The following is a 15428-nucleotide window of genomic DNA, read 5'->3' on the forward strand; positions in this document are numbered from 1 at the left end:
ACAGGCCGGTGTGTGGCGACGGCTCGGAGTGGCGATCGGGTCCCAAACACTGCCCGGGATTATGGGTCCCGGGTCGGCGCATGCCGGCGCGCTGCGCCGTCATGCTTGCCCGGGACGACACCGATGATGGAGCCGGAGCCGCTGTCTCATACTCGGTGTCGTCCCGGCCTCGAGCCGGGATCCATAGCCACAGGCGGTCGTGTGGCGAAGACTCGGAGTGGCGATCGTGCCTCAAGCGCTGACCGGGGTTATGGGTCCCGGCTCAAGGCCGGGACGACACTGGTTGTGGGGATGCAGCCCGGCTCAGCCCGCGAGCCAGACCAGCACGAGGCCGATCGTGGCCGGCACGCTCTGGATGAACAGGATCTTGCGGCTTGCGGTGGCGGCGCCGTAGAGGCCGGCGACCAGCACGCAGAGCAGGAAGAAGATCTTGATCTGGACCGCGAACGCCGGGGCCGGGTGCGCCAGGCCCCAGAACAGGCCGGCGGCGAGGAAGCCGTTGTAGAGGCCCTGATTGGCGCCGAGCACCTTGGTCGCCTCGGCCCGCTCCGGCGTGTTGTTGAAGGCTCGCAAGCCGGCCGGCTTGGTCCAGAGAAACATCTCCAGCACGAGAATGTAGACGTGCAGCAGGCCGATCAGTCCGACGACGATGTTTGCGATCAATGCCATTGTTCGGCTCCCCCAAGCCGGGCCGGCGACGTTGCCGGTCCTCTCCATGAACTCTGCGCGGGACGGCTCGAGGCCGCCCCAAAACTCTCAAGAGAAACTCACGCCGCCGGCTGCGCCGCCGCGTCGTCGCTCGCCAGCAGATGCAGCAGCGCGCTCTTGATCGCGGCCTGCCGGGTCGGCGCATTGATCTGCGCGCCCAGCAGATCGGTGACATAGAACACGTCGCGGGCGCGCTCGCCGAAGGTGGCGACATGCGCCGAGGCGATGTTCAGGTTCAGCTTCGAGATCGCCGTCGTCAGCTCGTAGAGCAGGCCGGGCCGGTCCAGGCCGGAGACCTCGATGACGGTGTAGAGCTCCGACCATTGATTGTTGATGCTGACCTCGGGCTCGACCGAGAACGCCTTGTGCTGCTTGCCGCGCGTCGTGCGCCGCGCCACGGCGTCGGGCAGCCGCAGCTTGCCTTCGAGCACCTGCTCGATGGTCTCGCCGATGCGCGTCGCGCGGCGTCCCTCGTCCTCGTCGCGCTCATATTCCCTCGATATCGCGATGGTGTCGAGCGCGCGGCCGTCGGTGGTGGTGTAGATCTGGGCGTCGACAATGTTGGCGCCGGCCGAGGCACAGGCGCCGGCGATGATCGACAGCAGCCACGGATGGTCCATGGCGAAGATCGTCAGCTCGGTGACGCCGCGCGCCGGATCGAAGCCGACATTGATCGCGAGCTTGTGGCCGGCGTCCTCGCTCGACCTGACAAAGCGGGCGTGGCGGATCTTGCGCGGCAGCTCGACCTTGAGCCAGTAGGCCGGATAGTGCCGGCCGATATAGGTGGCGAGCTCGTCCTCCGGCCAGTCGGTGAAGGCGTTGCGGAATTCGGCCTGCGCCGCGGTGATGCGCTTGGCGCGGTTGACCTCGGAGAAGCCGCCGGTCAGCACCGGCTCGGTCTCGTAATACAGCGTGCGCAACAGCTGCGCCTTCCAGCCGTTCCAGACACCAGGACCGACGCCGCGGATGTCGGCGGTGGTCAGGATCGTCAGGAGCTTCATCTGCTCGACCGACTGCACCACGGCGGCGAACTTCTCGATGGTGCGGCGGTCCGACAGGTCGCGCGACTGCGCCACCGTGGACATCGTCAGATGCTCCTCGATCAGCCAGGCGACCAGCTCAGTATCGGCATTGTTGAAGCCGAGCCGCGGGCACAGCCGCCGCGCGATCTTGGCGCCGGCGATGGAGTGATCCTCCGGCCGGCCCTTGGCGACGTCGTGCAGCAGCACCGTGATGTAGATGACGGCGCGGTGCTCGGGCCGGATCTTGCGCATCAAATCGGAGGCGAGCACGAACTCGTCATTGCCGCCGCGCTCGATCTCCTGCAGGAAGCCGATGCAGCGGATCAGATGCTCGTCGACCGTGTAGTGATGATACATGTTGAACTGCATCATCGACACGATGCGGCCGAAGGCGCTGATGAAGTGGCCGAGCACGCCGGTCTCGTTCATCCGCCGCAGCACGGTCTCGGCGTCGTTGGAGGTCAGGATCTCCATGAACAGCCGGTTGGCTTCCGGATTCTCGCGCAGCTCGGTGTTGATCATGTTGAGCGAGCGCGTCACCGCGCGCATCGCGTCGGGATGGAAGGCGAGGTTGTTCTTCTGCGCCAGCCGGAAGATGCGGATCAGGTTGACCGGATCGTGCTTGAAGACGTCAGGCGCGGCGAGGTTGATGCGGTTGTTGTCGACGATGAAATCGTCGCTCTCCGGCACGCGCCGCCAGGTCGAGCCGGTGGTCAGGCGCGAGATCATCCGGCTCAGCACCGGCGCCGCCTTGGCCTGCTGATCCTCGAGCTTGGCGCACAGGATGGCGGTGAGATTGCCGACCTGCTTGGCGACCAGGAAGTAGTGCTTCATGAAGCGCTCGACATCCTGCATGCCGGGATGGCTGGTGTAGCCCAGCCGCACCGCGATCTCGCGCTGCAGGTCGAACGACAGTCGCTCCTCGGGCCGGCCGCTCACGAAGTGCAGATTGCAGCGCACCGACCACAGGAAGTCGGCGCAGCGCCGGAAGGTGCGGTATTCATGCGCGTCGAACACGCCGCGTTCGACCAGCTCGGCGGTCTCGCGCACGCGATAGACGTATTTGGCGATCCAGAACAGCGTGTGCAGGTCGCGCAGGCCGCCCTTGCCGTCCTTGACGTTGGGCTCGACCAGGTAGCGCGACTGGCCGCCGCGGCGATGCCGCTCCTCGCGCTCGGCGAGCTTGGCGGCGACGAACTCGGCGGCCGTACCTTGTACGACCTCGCTGTCGAAGCGTGCGACCAGCTCGTCATACAGCGGCTTGTCGCCGGCGAGATAGCGCGTCTCCAGGATCGCGGTGCGGATGGTCATGTCGCCGCGCGCCTGACGGATCGACTCGTCGACCGAGCGGGTGGCGTGGCCGACCTTCAGCCCCATGTCCCACAGCGAATACAGGATCGCCTCGGCGACCTGCTCGCCCCAGGCGGTCTGCTTGTAGGGCAGGATGAACAGGAGATCGATGTCGGACTCCGGCGCCATCAGGCCACGGCCATAGCCGCCGGTGGCGACCACCGCCATCCGCTCGGCGCCGCTCGGCACGTCCGAGCGGTAGAGGTGCTCGGTCGCCGCCGCGTAGAGGATGCGGATGATCTCGTCTTGAACGAAGCACAGCCGCTCCGCACAGCGCCGGCCGTGGCGATCCCTCAGCAGCTGCGCCTGGGCGGCGGCCCGCGCCTTGACCAGCTCGGCTTTCAGGAATTGCACCACCGCGGCGCGGAACATGTCCTCGCGGCCGGAGTGCTGCTGCGCCAGGGCATCGACGGCGGCCGCGATGCCGGCGCTGTCGAAATCGGCTGACGTGAAGGCTTTGGAATCTGTGGCGACGCTGTCCATGGATGCAACCGGTATCGAACAAGGCCTGTGCTGTCACGAAACTTCCAATGCAGCAATCGATCCATGCTGTCACCGGCCCGGGACGGATGATGATCGTGCTTCGATCCGCCCCGCAAAGGAAAAGCAATTCTCGTTGAGCCCTGGCATAACGCGTTGAAACAACAACGATGTTTTTACCGCAGGAGGGTTGACGATGGGTGGATTGTCGAGGCGCGCCTTGGTCGGGCTCGCGGCCGTGGTTCTACTGGGATGCGGCATTGCAACAGCCGCGGAGCAGCCCAAGGAAATCCGGATCGACTGGGCGACCTACAATCCGGTGTCGCTGGTCCTGAAGCAGAAGGGCCTCCTGGAGAAGGAGTTCGCCAAGGACGGCATCAGCATCACCTGGGTGCAGTCGGCCGGCTCCAACAAGGCGCTCGAGTTCCTCAATGCCGGCTCGCTCGATTTCGGCTCGACCGCCGGCTCCGCCGCCCTGGTCGCCCGGATCAACGGCAACCCGATCAAGTCGATCTACGTCTATTCGCGGCCCGAATGGACCGCGCTGGTGACGGGCAAGGACTCCAAGATCGCCTCGGTGGCTGATCTCAAGGGCAAGCGCGTCGCGGTGACCCGCGGCACCGATCCGCACATCTTCCTGGTCCGCGCGCTGCTCGGCGCCGGCCTGACCGACAAGGACATCACCCCGGTCCTGCTGCAGCACGCCGACGGCAAGGCGGCGCTGATCCGCGGCGACGTCGACGCCTGGGCGGGGCTCGATCCCATGATGGCGCAGGCCGAGGTCGAGGAAGGCGCAAAACTGTTCTACCGCAAGGCCGACGCCAACACCTGGGGCATCCTCAATGTCCGCGAGCAGTTGCTGAAGGACAATCCGGACATCGTCCGCCGCGTGCTGGCGACCTATGAGGTCGCGCGCAAGGATGCGCTGGCGAATTACGACGACCTGAAGAAGACGTTCATTGCGGCCACCAAGCTGCCGGAGACGGTTGTCGACAAGCAGCTCAAGGAGCGCACCGAGCTGACCCACAGCCGCATCGGCGCGCCGCAGCGGGAGTCGATCCTGGCTGCTGGCTTGGCGCTACAGCAGGCCGGTGTGGTGGATGCGAAGGTGGACGTGAAGGCGACGCTAGATGCCCTGATCGACGACCAGGTGCCGCTGCCGACGAACTGACGTAGCCGACGCCAAGCTCGTCCCTGCGCTAGCGCTTGCCGCAAAGTGAGCGCAACAAAACCCGGTGGCGCGATAAAGAACCGGTGTCGTCCCGGACAAGCCCGACTACGCGCCAGCGTTGTCGGGCGCCGATCCGGGACCCATACTCCGTGAAGGTGTTCGAGGCACGCTGGAGCGGCATCTCGCCTCCCCACAACGGCCGCGGAGTATGGGTCCCGGCGCGGAGGCCGGGACGACACCGAGATTGTGGCGCCGCTGTCGGCTCAACCCTGACAGCCGCGCGCTCGGCTCCGCAAGCGTCTTCCGCCATCCGCCCTGCCTTGCATTTCCACGCGAGACGCTGTTCTCACTATGGCCATGACTGTTGAATTGCAGGCCCCCGCCGCGGCCGTCCCATCGGAGACTGCACGCCAGCCACGCCAGCCTTGGGCCGCGCGTCTGGCGCGCCCGCTGCTCGGCCTGCTGTTGCCGCTGTCCCTCGCGCTGGCCTGGGAACTCGCCGTCCGCGCCGGCTGGTCCAACGGCCGCCTGGTGCCGCCGCCCTCAAAAGTCTTCACCACCATCGCCGAGCTCGCCCGTTCCGGCGAGCTGACCCGCCACATCACCATGACGCTCTCCCGCGTCGGCATCGGCTTCGGCCTCGGCGTCGCCGCCGGCACCCTGCTCGGCGGCATCTGCGGCTATTGGAGCCTCGCCCGCCGGCTGGTCGATCCGACTATCCAGGCGCTGCGCGCGATCCCCTCGATTGCCTGGGTGCCGCTGTTCATCCTCTGGCTCGGCATCTTCGAGACCTCGAAGGTGGCGCTGATCGCGGTCGGCGTGTTCTTTCCGGTCTATCTCGGCCTGACCGGCGCGATCCTCTCCGTCGACCGCAAGATCGTCGAGGTCGGCCGCGTCTTCCGGCTCTCCGGCCCGGCGATGATCCGCCGCATCCTGTTGCCCGCCGTGCTGCCGGCCTATGTCGTGGCGCTGCGTGTCGGCCTGGGCCTGGGCTGGATGTTCGTCGTTGCCGCCGAGTTCATGGGCGCCTCCGAGGGCCTCGGCTATCTCCTGATCGACGGCCAGCAGCTTGGCAAGCCGGCGCAGATCGTCGCCGCCATCGTCATCTTCGCGATCATCGGCAAGGCGACCGACTGGCTCTTGGAGATCGCCACCGCACCGCTGCTGCGCTGGCAGGACAGTTTTGCGCGCCAGAGCGGGGCCGCCTGATGCTGCAGCTCGAAGCCGTCACCAAGGTCTATCCCAACGGTGTCCATGCGCTGGAGCGGTTCTCGTCCGAGATCCAGCTCGGCGAGATCATCGCCATCATCGGCGGCTCCGGCTGCGGCAAGTCGACCTTGCTGCGCGCAATTGCTGGCCTCGACCGCGCCAGCGCCGGCACCGTGACGCTCGACGGCGAGGCGATCACGGCGCCGCATGCCAAGGTCGGCATCATCTTCCAGGAGCCGCGCCTGCTGCCCTGGCTCACCGTCGCCGACAATATCGGCTTCGGCCTGTCCGAGCTGCCGGCGGCCGAACGCCGCGAGCGTGTGGCCCGCGCGCTCGAACGTGTCGGCCTCGCCGACAAGGCCAAGGTCTGGCCGCGCGAATTGTCGGGCGGCCAGGCGCAGCGCGTGGCGATCGCCCGCGCGCTGGTGGCGCAGCCGGAGGTGCTGCTGCTCGACGAGCCGTTCTCCGCGCTCGACGCCTTCACCCGCAAAGACCTGCAGGACCATCTGCTCGACCTCTGGGCCGACACGCGGCCCACCCTGGTGCTGGTCACCCACGACGTCGAGGAGGCGGTGGTGCTGGCCGACCGCGTGCTGGTGATGCGGCCGCATCCCGGGCGGCTGTTCGAGGAGATCACCATCAATCTGTCGCGGCCGCGAGACCGCAACGCGCCGCTGTTCGAGCAGTTCAAGCGCCATGTGCTGACCGCGCTGGACAGGTCGCTCGATCGGACGGTACCGGATACGCAGGGCAGGCGTGAGTCCGGCGGCGGGCTGTGGTGGTGACATCCGCGCGATCGCCCGGTACATCTGTTCCGAAATGACTCCGGGAGAGAACGACAATGGATGCTGCCGAGCTGCGCGCCATGCAGGCGCCGATCAAGGAACGCTACAAGGCTGACCCCTCCGCCGCCGTGATCACCTTGAAGGCCAAGGGCGAGGTCGGCGGCGAAGGCCTGACCTGCAAGCTCGAGACCGGCCGCGCGCTGGCGGTGGCCGGCCTGCATCCCGCCACCGGCGGCTCGGGCCTCGAGCTGTGCTCCGGCGACATGCTGCTGGAAGCCTTGGTCGCCTGCGCCGGCGTCACCCTGAAATCGGTCGCGACCGCCGTCGAGGTCCCGCTCAAGAGCGGCCTTGTGCTGGCCGAAGGCGATCTCGATTTTCGCGGCACGCTCGGCGTCGACAAGGAGGCCCCGGTCGGCTTCCAGGAAATCCGCCTGCGCTTCGAGGTCGACACCGATGCGCCGCAGGACAAGCTCGACCTGCTGCTCAAGCTCACCGAGCGCTATTGCGTGGTCTATCAGACCATCAAGAACGGCCCGAAGGTGTCGGTCAGTTTGAAGCGGGTGGCGGCTTAGCCTCTCGCAACGGTGTCGTCCCCGCGAAGGCGGGGACCCATAACCACCGTCGGTGATGGCCAGCCCGCTGGTCACTCCGATCTTTTCTCACCCATGACCCCCTGTGGTTATGGGTCCCGGGTCAGCGCTCCCCACGGCCATGCTTGCGCATGGCCGCGCCCCGCTTGCCCGGGGCGACGGCTGAACATGTCCCTTGATCCGTCCTTCCTGCTCGTCCTCGGCCTGCGCATGGCGATCGCGGCCTCGTTCGTCGTATCGGCCTCGATGATCGCCGAGCGCACCGGCCCCGTGATCGGCGCACTGGTCGCGACGTTGCCGATCTCGGCCGGCCCGACCTACGTCTTCCTGGCGCTGGACCACGACGCCGCCTTCATCGCGCAGGGTGCGCTGACCAGCCTGCCGATCAACGCCGCAACGATCTTCCTGAGTCTCGCTTATGCCGTGCTGGCCCAGCGCCACAGCGTGTGGGTGGCGAGCGCCACCGCGGTCGCGGTGTGGCTGGGTCTCGCGTCCCTCATCAAGAGCGTGCAGTGGACGCTCGCGATGGGCATCGTCGCCAACATCATCACCTTCGCGATTTGCCTGCCGCTGTTACAGCGCTATCGCCATGCCAAGATGCCGCTGATCGTCAGGCGCTGGTACGACGTGCCGTTACGGGCCTCGCTGGTGGCGACACTCGTCGCTACCGTCACCTCCGTCTCAGGCTGGGCCGGCCCCAGCGTCTCCGGCATCCTCGCGCTATTTCCGATCGTCTTCACCTCGATGATGCTGATCCTGCAGCCCCGCATCGGCGGCCCCGCCACCGCCGCGGTCATGGCCAACGGCGCCTGGGGCCTGATCGGATTTTCGCTGGCGGTGGTGGTGCTGCATCTCGGCAGCCTGCATCTCGGCGCGGTGTTCGGATTGAGCGGCGCGCTGGCGACGTGCGTGGGGTGGAATCTCGGCCTGTGGTGGCTGGGGCGGCGGAAGGCGGCGAGGCAGGCTGCGTAGGGTGGGCAAAGCGAAGCGTCCCATCGATTTGCAACACGTGTTCTGGTGGTGGAGCAGGATACGGCACGTCTTGCTCGCGCAACAATTGAGCTGTGCGTTACAGCGCCCTCTCCCCTTGTGGGAGAGGGCATGTACGGCCCGTCCGAGCGCTCGGTTGGGTGAGGGGTTATCTCGGCGCGCGGCGCTCGTGGACAGAGACCCCTCACCGAACCGAGATCGCTGCACTGTCCTACATGCCCTCTCCCACAAGGGGAGAGGGCGCATTCATAAGCACTGCGCGCTTTCGATTTGCGTCGTTCCGGAGTGAAGGCAACTACTTGTTCGGCAGCTTCGCCTTTAGCCGATACAGCGCATCCAGCGCCTCGCGCGGCGTCATCTCGTCCGGATGCAGGTCCTTCACCGCGGCGATCAGCTCTTCCGTCTCCTTCGACATCGCCGGCTCCGCGGTCGCGCGCGATGGCACCGCGAACAGCGGCAGATCGTCCACCAGCGCACGCGCGTTCTGGCCGCGATCGGCGGCCTCCAGCTTGGCCAGCACCGATTTGGCGCGGCTGATCACGGCCGGCGGCAGGCCCGCGAGCTTGGCGACCTGGATGCCGTAGGAGCGGTCGGCGGAGCCGGGCAGCACCTCGTGCAGGAACACCACGTCGCCCTGCCATTCCTTGACGCGCACCGTGGCGTTGAACAGCCGCGGCAGCTTGGCGGCGAGCGCGGTCAGCTCATGATAGTGCGTCGCGAACAGCGTGCGGCAGCGGTTGCTCTCGTGGAGATGCTCGATCGCCGCCCAGGCGATCGACAGCCCGTCGAAGGTCGCGGTGCCGCGTCCAATTTCATCCAGGATCACCAGCGCGCGCTCGCCGGCCTGGTTGAGGATCGCCGCGGTCTCGACCATCTCGACCATGAAGGTCGAGCGCCCCCGCGCGAGATCGTCGGCGGCGCCGACGCGCGAGAACAGCCGGTCGATGATGCCGATGCGGGCGCGGCTCGCCGGCACGAACGAGCCAATCTGCGCCAGCAGGGCGATCAGCGCGTTCTGGCGCAGGAAGGTCGATTTGCCCGCCATGTTCGGGCCGGTCAGCAGCCACAGCTGCCCGCTCTTGTGCCCCGGAGTCGGCGACAGGTCGCAGGAATTGGCGATGAACGGCTGGCCCTCGCGCTTAAGCGACTGCTCGACCACCGGATGGCGGCCACCTTCGATGGCGAAGCCGAGCGAGCCGTCGACCTCGGGGCGGACGTAGTTGTCGTCGACGGCGAGCTTGGCGAGCGCGGTGGCGACATCGAGCATCGCGAAGCCATGCGCGGCGGCGCGCAGATCGTCGCCGATGGCGAGCGCTTGCGCGCACAGACGGTCGAAGATCTCGAGCTCGAGATTGAGCGCGCGCTCGCCGGCGTTCGCAATCTTCGCCTCGATCTCGCCGAGCTCGGAGGTCGTGAAGCGCACCTGGCCCGCGAGCGTCTGGCGATGGATGAAGGTCGTATTCAACGGCGCCGACATCAGCTTGTCGCCGTGTTGCGCGGTGACCTCGACGAAATAGCCGAGCACGTTGTTGTGCCGGATCTTGAGCGCCTTGACACCGGTCTGGTCGGCATAGCGCGCCTGCATCGAGGCGACGACGAGTCGGGAGGCGTCGCGCAGATTGCGCGTCTCGTCGAGCGTTGCGTCATAGCCTGCACGCACGAAGCCGCCGTCGCGCTTGATCAGCGGCAGCTGCTCGTCGAGCGCGCGGGCGAACTCGTCGGCCAGCGTCCGCGCCGGCCGCGCCAGCGCCGCCATCACCGACGCGATCTCCTGCGGCGGCTGGTCGAGCGTCGATAGCCGCGCCAGCGCCTGGTCGGCGGCGAGAATGCCGTCGCGCAAGGCCGCGAGATCGCGCGGGCCGCCGCGGCCGACCGACAGCCGCGCCATCGCCCGGGTCATGTCCGGCGCGCCGCGCAGGATGGAGCGGATGTCCTCGCGAGCCGCGCTGTCGGCGACGAACACGTTGACAGCATCGAGCCGCCGGCCGATCTGCGCCGGCTCCGTCAGCGGCGCGGCGAGGCGCTGTGCGAGTAGCCGCGAGCCGGCCGAGGTCACCGTGCAGTCGATCGCATCGAGCAGCGAGCCGCGGCGCTCGCCGGCGAGCGTGCGCGTCAGCTCGAGATTGGCGCGGGTCGCCGGATCGATCGCCATGGTGCTGCCGGTCGCCTCGCGCGCGGGCGGCGCCAGCGGCGGACGCTGGCCGACCTGGGTGCGCTCGACATAGGTGACGCAGGCGGCCGCCGCGGTGGCCTCCAGTCGCGACAGCACCGCGAGGCCATCCATGGTGGCGACGGCGAAGTAGTCGCACAGCCGCCGCTCGGCGGTGGCGCCGTCGAACACGTCGCGCGTCAGCGGCGTCACCGCGGCGAGCTCGCGCAGCACCGGCTCGAACGCCTCGTCCGAGTAGAGCGCATCGGAGACGATGACCTCGTTCGGATTGATACGCGCGAGCGTCGCGGTCAGCTCCGCGAACGCGCATTCGGTGACGATGAAGTCGGAGGTCGAGATGTCGATCCAGGCGAGCCCGAGCCGATCGCCGCCGGAGGAGCCGCGGCTGCGCGCGATCGACAGCAGATAATTGTTGGCGCGCGCATCGAGCAGGTTGTCTTCGGTGAGCGTGCCCGGCGTCACCACGCGCACCACGCCACGCTTGACCACGCTCTTGTTGCCGCGCGCCCGCGCCGCCGCCGGATCCTCCATCTGCTCACACACCGCGACGCGGATGCCCTGCGCGATCAGCCGGTGCAGATAATCCTCGGAGCGCTCGACCGGCACGCCGCACATCGGGATGTCCTGGCCCTGATGCTTGCCGCGCTTGGTGAGCACGATGCCGAGCGCTTTTGAGGCGACCTCGGCGTCCTCGAAGAACAGCTCGTAGAAATCGCCCATGCGGTAGAACAGCATCAACCCGGGATGCGCGGCCTTGATGTCGAGATACTGCTCCATCATCGGCGTAAGCTTCGCCGGCGCCTCGGCGGGCGCGGCCGAGGACGCCGATTCTTGCGGAACCGGGGCGGAGATGGGCTGCTGGATCGTCATGGCGCGGAAACTAGCCAATTTGCCCGGACGGTCCTACCGCTTTGCGGTGGCTGTCCCGGTTTTCCACGATGGGTGTTGCCGACGTCTCCTCCCGTTGTCGGGCCATGAAGCGGGAGAGGGAGCTCACCGTCGGCGCAGCGGCGGCGGTGTAACCTCTCCCCGCCCTTTGCGGGGAGAGGTCGGATTGCGCAGCAATCCGGGTGAGGGGCCTGGCACATACGCGGCCCAGTCGTCGGTCTGTCGGACGGGCACGGCGGCTCTCGGTGACATGGCCACCGCAAACAAGCTGTCACTTCCCGTGCGGCCGCCCCTCACCCCTACCCTCTCCCCGTAAGAACGGGGAGAGGGAGCGCACCGTGCGCGGGGCTCGCGCCATCTCCACGCATGCCACCCCGCGTTCCCGTCATTTGACCTGCCCCGACCGCACTCCTAAAACCGCCGTCAATTCTGACCAGAAACACCCCCGGGAGAGAGCGATGCGAGACGTGTTCATTTGTGATGCGGTGCGGACCCCGATCGGGCGCTTTGGCGGCGCGCTGGCCAAGGTGCGGACCGACGATCTCGCCGCGACGCCGCTCAAGGCGTTGAAGGCCAAGCATCCGAATCTTGATTGGGCCGCGGTCGACGAGGTGTTCTTCGGCTGCGCCAACCAGGCCGGCGAGGACAACCGCAACGTCGCGCGCATGGCGCTGCTGCTCGCAGGCCTTCCGGATTCCATCCCCGGCCAGACGCTCAACCGTCTCTGCGCCTCTGGCCTCGATGCGGTCGGCGCCGCAGGCCGCGCGATCCGCGCGGGCGAGGTCGATCTCGCCATCGCCGGCGGCGTGGAATCGATGACGCGCGCGCCGTTCGTGCAGGGCAAGGCCACGGAGGCATTCTCGCGCTCGGCGGAGATCTTCGACACCACGATCGGTTGGCGCTTCATCAATCCGCTGATGAAGAGCCAATACGGCGTCGATTCGATGCCGGAGACCGGCGAAAACGTCGCCGAGGAATTCCAGGTGTCGCGCGCGGACCAGGATGCGTTCGCGATCCGCTCTCAGCAGCGCGCCGGCCAGGCGATCGCCTCGGGCTATTTCGCCGCCGAGATCACGCCGGTGTCCGTGCCCGGCGGCAAGGCGGGACCGATCACGGTGGACAAGGACGAGCATCCGCGTCCCGAGACCACGCTCGAAGGCCTCGCCAAGCTGAAGCCGATCGTCCGCAATCCCGGCACCGTCACCGCCGGTAACGCCTCGGGCGTCAATGACGGCGCCGCCGCGATGATCCTGGCTTCGGAGGCCGCGGTGAAGAAGCACGGCCTGACGCCGCGCGCGCGCGTGCTCGGGCTGGCGTCGGCTGGCGTGCCGCCGCGCATCATGGGCATCGGCCCGGTGCCGGCGGTGCGCAAGCTGCTGGAGCGGCTCGGCCTGAAGATCACCGAGTTCGACCTGATCGAGCTGAACGAGGCGTTCGCCAGCCAAGGCATCGCGTGTCTCCGCCAGCTCGGCGTCGCGGAGGATGCCGATTTCGTCAACCCGCATGGCGGCGCCATCGCGCTCGGCCATCCCCTTGGCATGAGCGGCGCGCGCATCGCGATGACCGCGGTGCACGGCCTGGAAGTCCGCGGTGGCAAGCGCGCGCTCGCCACGATGTGCGTCGGCGTCGGCCAGGGCGTCGCGCTGGCCGTCGAGATGGTCAACTGACCCGTCACTCTCCTCATCGCTGACGCGTCGCCCCGGAATGACGCAGGGCTGTCGCATTAGACGATCACAGTTTTGCGCTCGTCTCTATCAACATCGTCATGGCCGGGCTTGTCCCGGCCATCCACGTGGTCCGGCATGCTGAGAACGACGTGGATGCCCGGGACAAGCCCGGGCATGACGGAGTAACTAACGGGCAGGGTCGTTCTCCGGGACGGCTCTGCATCTCCAAATGCGATAGCCCTGCGGAATGACGGAGACCTGACCATGACCATCTCCCGCGAACAGGACGTCACTCCCGCTGTTTTGGCCGTGATGGAGCAGACCTCCAACCCGCGGCTGCGCGAGATCATGGTGTCGCTGATCAGGCACCTGCACGGCTTCGTCCGCGACGTCCGGCTGACCGAGGCCGAATTCCGCGAGGCCGCCGCCATCATCGCCGAGCTCGGCCAGCGCACCAACGACACGCATAACGAAGTCGTGCTGATGGCCGGCTCGCTCGGCGTCTCGCCGCTGGTCTGCCTGCTGAACAATGGTGATGGCGGCAACACCGAGACGGCGCAGTCGCTGCTCGGCCCGTTCTGGCGGCTGAACTCGCCGGTGACCGCGAATGGCGGCTCGATCCTGCGCTCCGCCACGCCGGGCCCGGCGCTGTTCGTCCACGGACGCGTGGTTGATCCGAAGGGCGCGCCCGTTGTCGGCGCCGAGGTCGACGTCTGGCACGCCTCTCCCGTCGGCTATTACGAGAACCAGGATCCCGAGCAGGCCGACATGAACCTGCGCGGCAAGCTCACCACGGATGACGACGGCCGCTTCTGGTTTCGCTCGGTCATGATGGTCGGCTATCCCATTCCGACCGACGGCGTCGTCGGCCGTCTCCTGAAGGCGCAGGGCCGTCACCCCTATCGCCCGGCGCATCTGCATGCGCTGATCGTGAAGCCAGGCTTCAAGGTCCTGATCTCACAGGTCTACGATCCCAACGACCCGCACATCGACAGCGACGTCCAGTTCGGCGTGACGAAAGCGCTGCTCGGCAACTTCATCCGCCACGACGCGCCGCATCCGACCGAGCCGGATGTCGCCGCGCCCTGGTACTCGCTCGATCACGTCTACCGCATGGAAGAGGGTGACACCGTGCTGCCAAGGGCGCCGATCAAATAGCACTGTCTTGATTTTCTGTTAGAGTCGGAGGCGCTGTAACCGTCGAAGGACAGCTCCTGATGACGTCTCCGGCCTTGCCACTCGTCGCCGACCCCGCGTGTTTGACCGAGGCGCTGCGTGCCTCCGGCGCGCTCGGCGCTGGCGCCGTGCGCGAGGTCGCCGTGCTCAGCGCGCGCGACATCATCGTTTCGCGCATCATCCGGCTTGGCGTGAGCTATGACGGCCCGGCGCCCGATGCCCCGCGCACGCTGATCCTCAAGATCGCGCAGGAGAGTTTTGCCGAGACTCTGTGGCGGGCCGGCCGCCAGGAGGTTGCGTTCTACACCACCGTCGCGCCGCATCTGCCGCAGCAACTCGTGCCGCGCTGCTTCGGCGCGCATTGGGACGACGACAGCCACGACTGGCATCTGCTGCTGGAGGATCTGACCGACAGCCATGAGATCGCGACGGAGTGGCCGCTGCCGCCGACATCGGCGCAGGCTGGGGCCATCGTCGAGGCGCTGGCGCGGCTGCATGCCACGTGGTGGGACCATCCCGATCTTGGCCAGACCATCGGCGAATTCATTACGCCCGCGGCCATGGCGCAGGTGATGGCGCAGCTCGCCGGCCATCTCGAACGCTTCACCGCGCTGCTCGGTGATCGCCTGAGCGCGGAGCGACGCGATGTCTACCGACGCTTCATGGCGGCTACGCCAAAACTGCTCGCGCGCTATCATTCGCACCGTCACCTCACAATCGCGCATGGCGACGCGCATAGCTGGAATTTCCTGCTCGCCAAGCCCGGCGTGGCCGATCGCGCGCGCGTGTTCGACTTCGACCAGTGGCGGATCAATGTCGGCGCCAACGATCTCGCTTATCTAATGGGTCTGCAGTGGTACCCCGAGCGCCGGCGACAGGTCGAGCGCGAGCTGCTCGATCGTTATCACGAAACCCTGCTCGGCCATGGCGTGACCGGCTACAGCCGCGCCGCGCTCGACGACGATTATCGCTATGGCGTGCTCTGGCAGATCACCAAGCCGGTGTGGCAGTGGACCGCGAACATTCCGCCGATCATCTGGTGGAACAATTTGGAGCGCATCTTCCTCGCCGTCGATGATCTCGGCTGCCGCGATCTGTTGGATTGAGTGAGGAGCCGGCTGCACCTTGGTGCAGCGCGCTGATGACTAATCTCACGTCGGCAGCGTGGCGTTGCCGTACGAAGCCACAAATTAGGTGTCGTCCCGGGCAAGCACGGCGGCGC

General features: G+C 67.3%; 11 protein-coding genes. 8 read left to right on the plus strand and 3 right to left on the minus strand.

Going from position 1 to position 15428, the window contains the following annotated elements:
• Window positions 1-303: 303 nt before the first annotated feature.
• Together ACVILH_RS08770 and ACVILH_RS08775 are read right to left on the minus strand one after the other, a co-directional pair.
• Window positions 304-669, minus strand: coding sequence for a DUF1304 domain-containing protein (locus ACVILH_RS08770; protein WP_456712531.1), 366 nt, complete (start codon window positions 667-669; stop codon window positions 304-306).
• Window positions 670-767: 98 nt separating this feature from the next.
• Window positions 768-3563, minus strand: coding sequence for a [protein-PII] uridylyltransferase (locus ACVILH_RS08775; RefSeq protein WP_456712532.1), 2796 nt, complete (start codon window positions 3561-3563; stop codon window positions 768-770).
• A 193-nt stretch (window positions 3564-3756) separates the two neighbouring features.
• On the opposite strand from ACVILH_RS08775, the gene ACVILH_RS08780 reads away from it, so the two are divergent.
• From ACVILH_RS08780 to ACVILH_RS08800, 5 genes are all read left to right on the plus strand, one after another.
• Window positions 3757-4731, plus strand: coding sequence for an aliphatic sulfonate ABC transporter substrate-binding protein (locus ACVILH_RS08780; RefSeq protein WP_456712533.1), 975 nt, complete (start codon window positions 3757-3759; stop codon window positions 4729-4731).
• A 351-nt stretch (window positions 4732-5082) separates the two neighbouring features.
• Entirely contained in the window at window positions 5083-5940 is an 858-nt protein-coding gene (locus ACVILH_RS08785) for an ABC transporter permease (RefSeq protein ID WP_456712534.1), read from the plus strand.
• On the plus strand, window positions 5940-6725 hold the full coding sequence (locus ACVILH_RS08790; protein WP_456712535.1) for an ABC transporter ATP-binding protein: 786 nt from the start codon (window positions 5940-5942) through the stop codon (window positions 6723-6725). The genes ACVILH_RS08785 and ACVILH_RS08790 overlap by 1 nt, the downstream gene beginning before the upstream one ends.
• A 56-nt stretch (window positions 6726-6781) precedes the next feature.
• A complete protein-coding gene (locus ACVILH_RS08795; RefSeq protein WP_172235798.1) occupies window positions 6782-7297 on the plus strand; it encodes an OsmC family protein in 516 nt (171 codons plus the stop codon).
• Between the two features lie 186 nt (window positions 7298-7483).
• Entirely contained in the window at window positions 7484-8287 is an 804-nt protein-coding gene (locus tag ACVILH_RS08800) for a hypothetical protein (RefSeq protein WP_456712536.1), read from the plus strand.
• Window positions 8288-8600: 313 nt separating this feature from the next.
• Here ACVILH_RS08800 and mutS read toward each other — a convergent pair whose 3' ends face one another.
• Window positions 8601-11345, minus strand: a complete 2745-nt coding sequence (gene mutS, locus ACVILH_RS08805) for a DNA mismatch repair protein MutS (protein WP_456712537.1) — start codon at window positions 11343-11345, stop codon at window positions 8601-8603.
• Between the two features lie 476 nt (window positions 11346-11821).
• On the opposite strand from mutS, the gene pcaF reads away from it, so the two are divergent.
• The 3 genes from pcaF to ACVILH_RS08820 all read left to right on the plus strand — a co-directional run bounded on the left by pcaF (window position 11822) and on the right by ACVILH_RS08820 (window position 15312).
• On the plus strand, window positions 11822-13030 hold the full coding sequence (pcaF, locus tag ACVILH_RS08810) for a 3-oxoadipyl-CoA thiolase (RefSeq protein WP_456712538.1): 1209 nt from the start codon (window positions 11822-11824) through the stop codon (window positions 13028-13030).
• Between the two features lie 264 nt (window positions 13031-13294).
• Entirely contained in the window at window positions 13295-14188 is an 894-nt protein-coding gene (locus tag ACVILH_RS08815; protein WP_456712539.1) for a dioxygenase family protein, read from the plus strand.
• A gap of 59 nt (window positions 14189-14247) precedes the next feature.
• A complete protein-coding gene (locus ACVILH_RS08820) occupies window positions 14248-15312 on the plus strand; it encodes a phosphotransferase (protein WP_456712540.1) in 1065 nt (354 codons plus the stop codon).
• Window positions 15313-15428 lie beyond the last annotated feature (116 nt).

The sequence above is a fragment of the Bradyrhizobium sp. USDA 4353 genome (assembly GCF_054063215.1).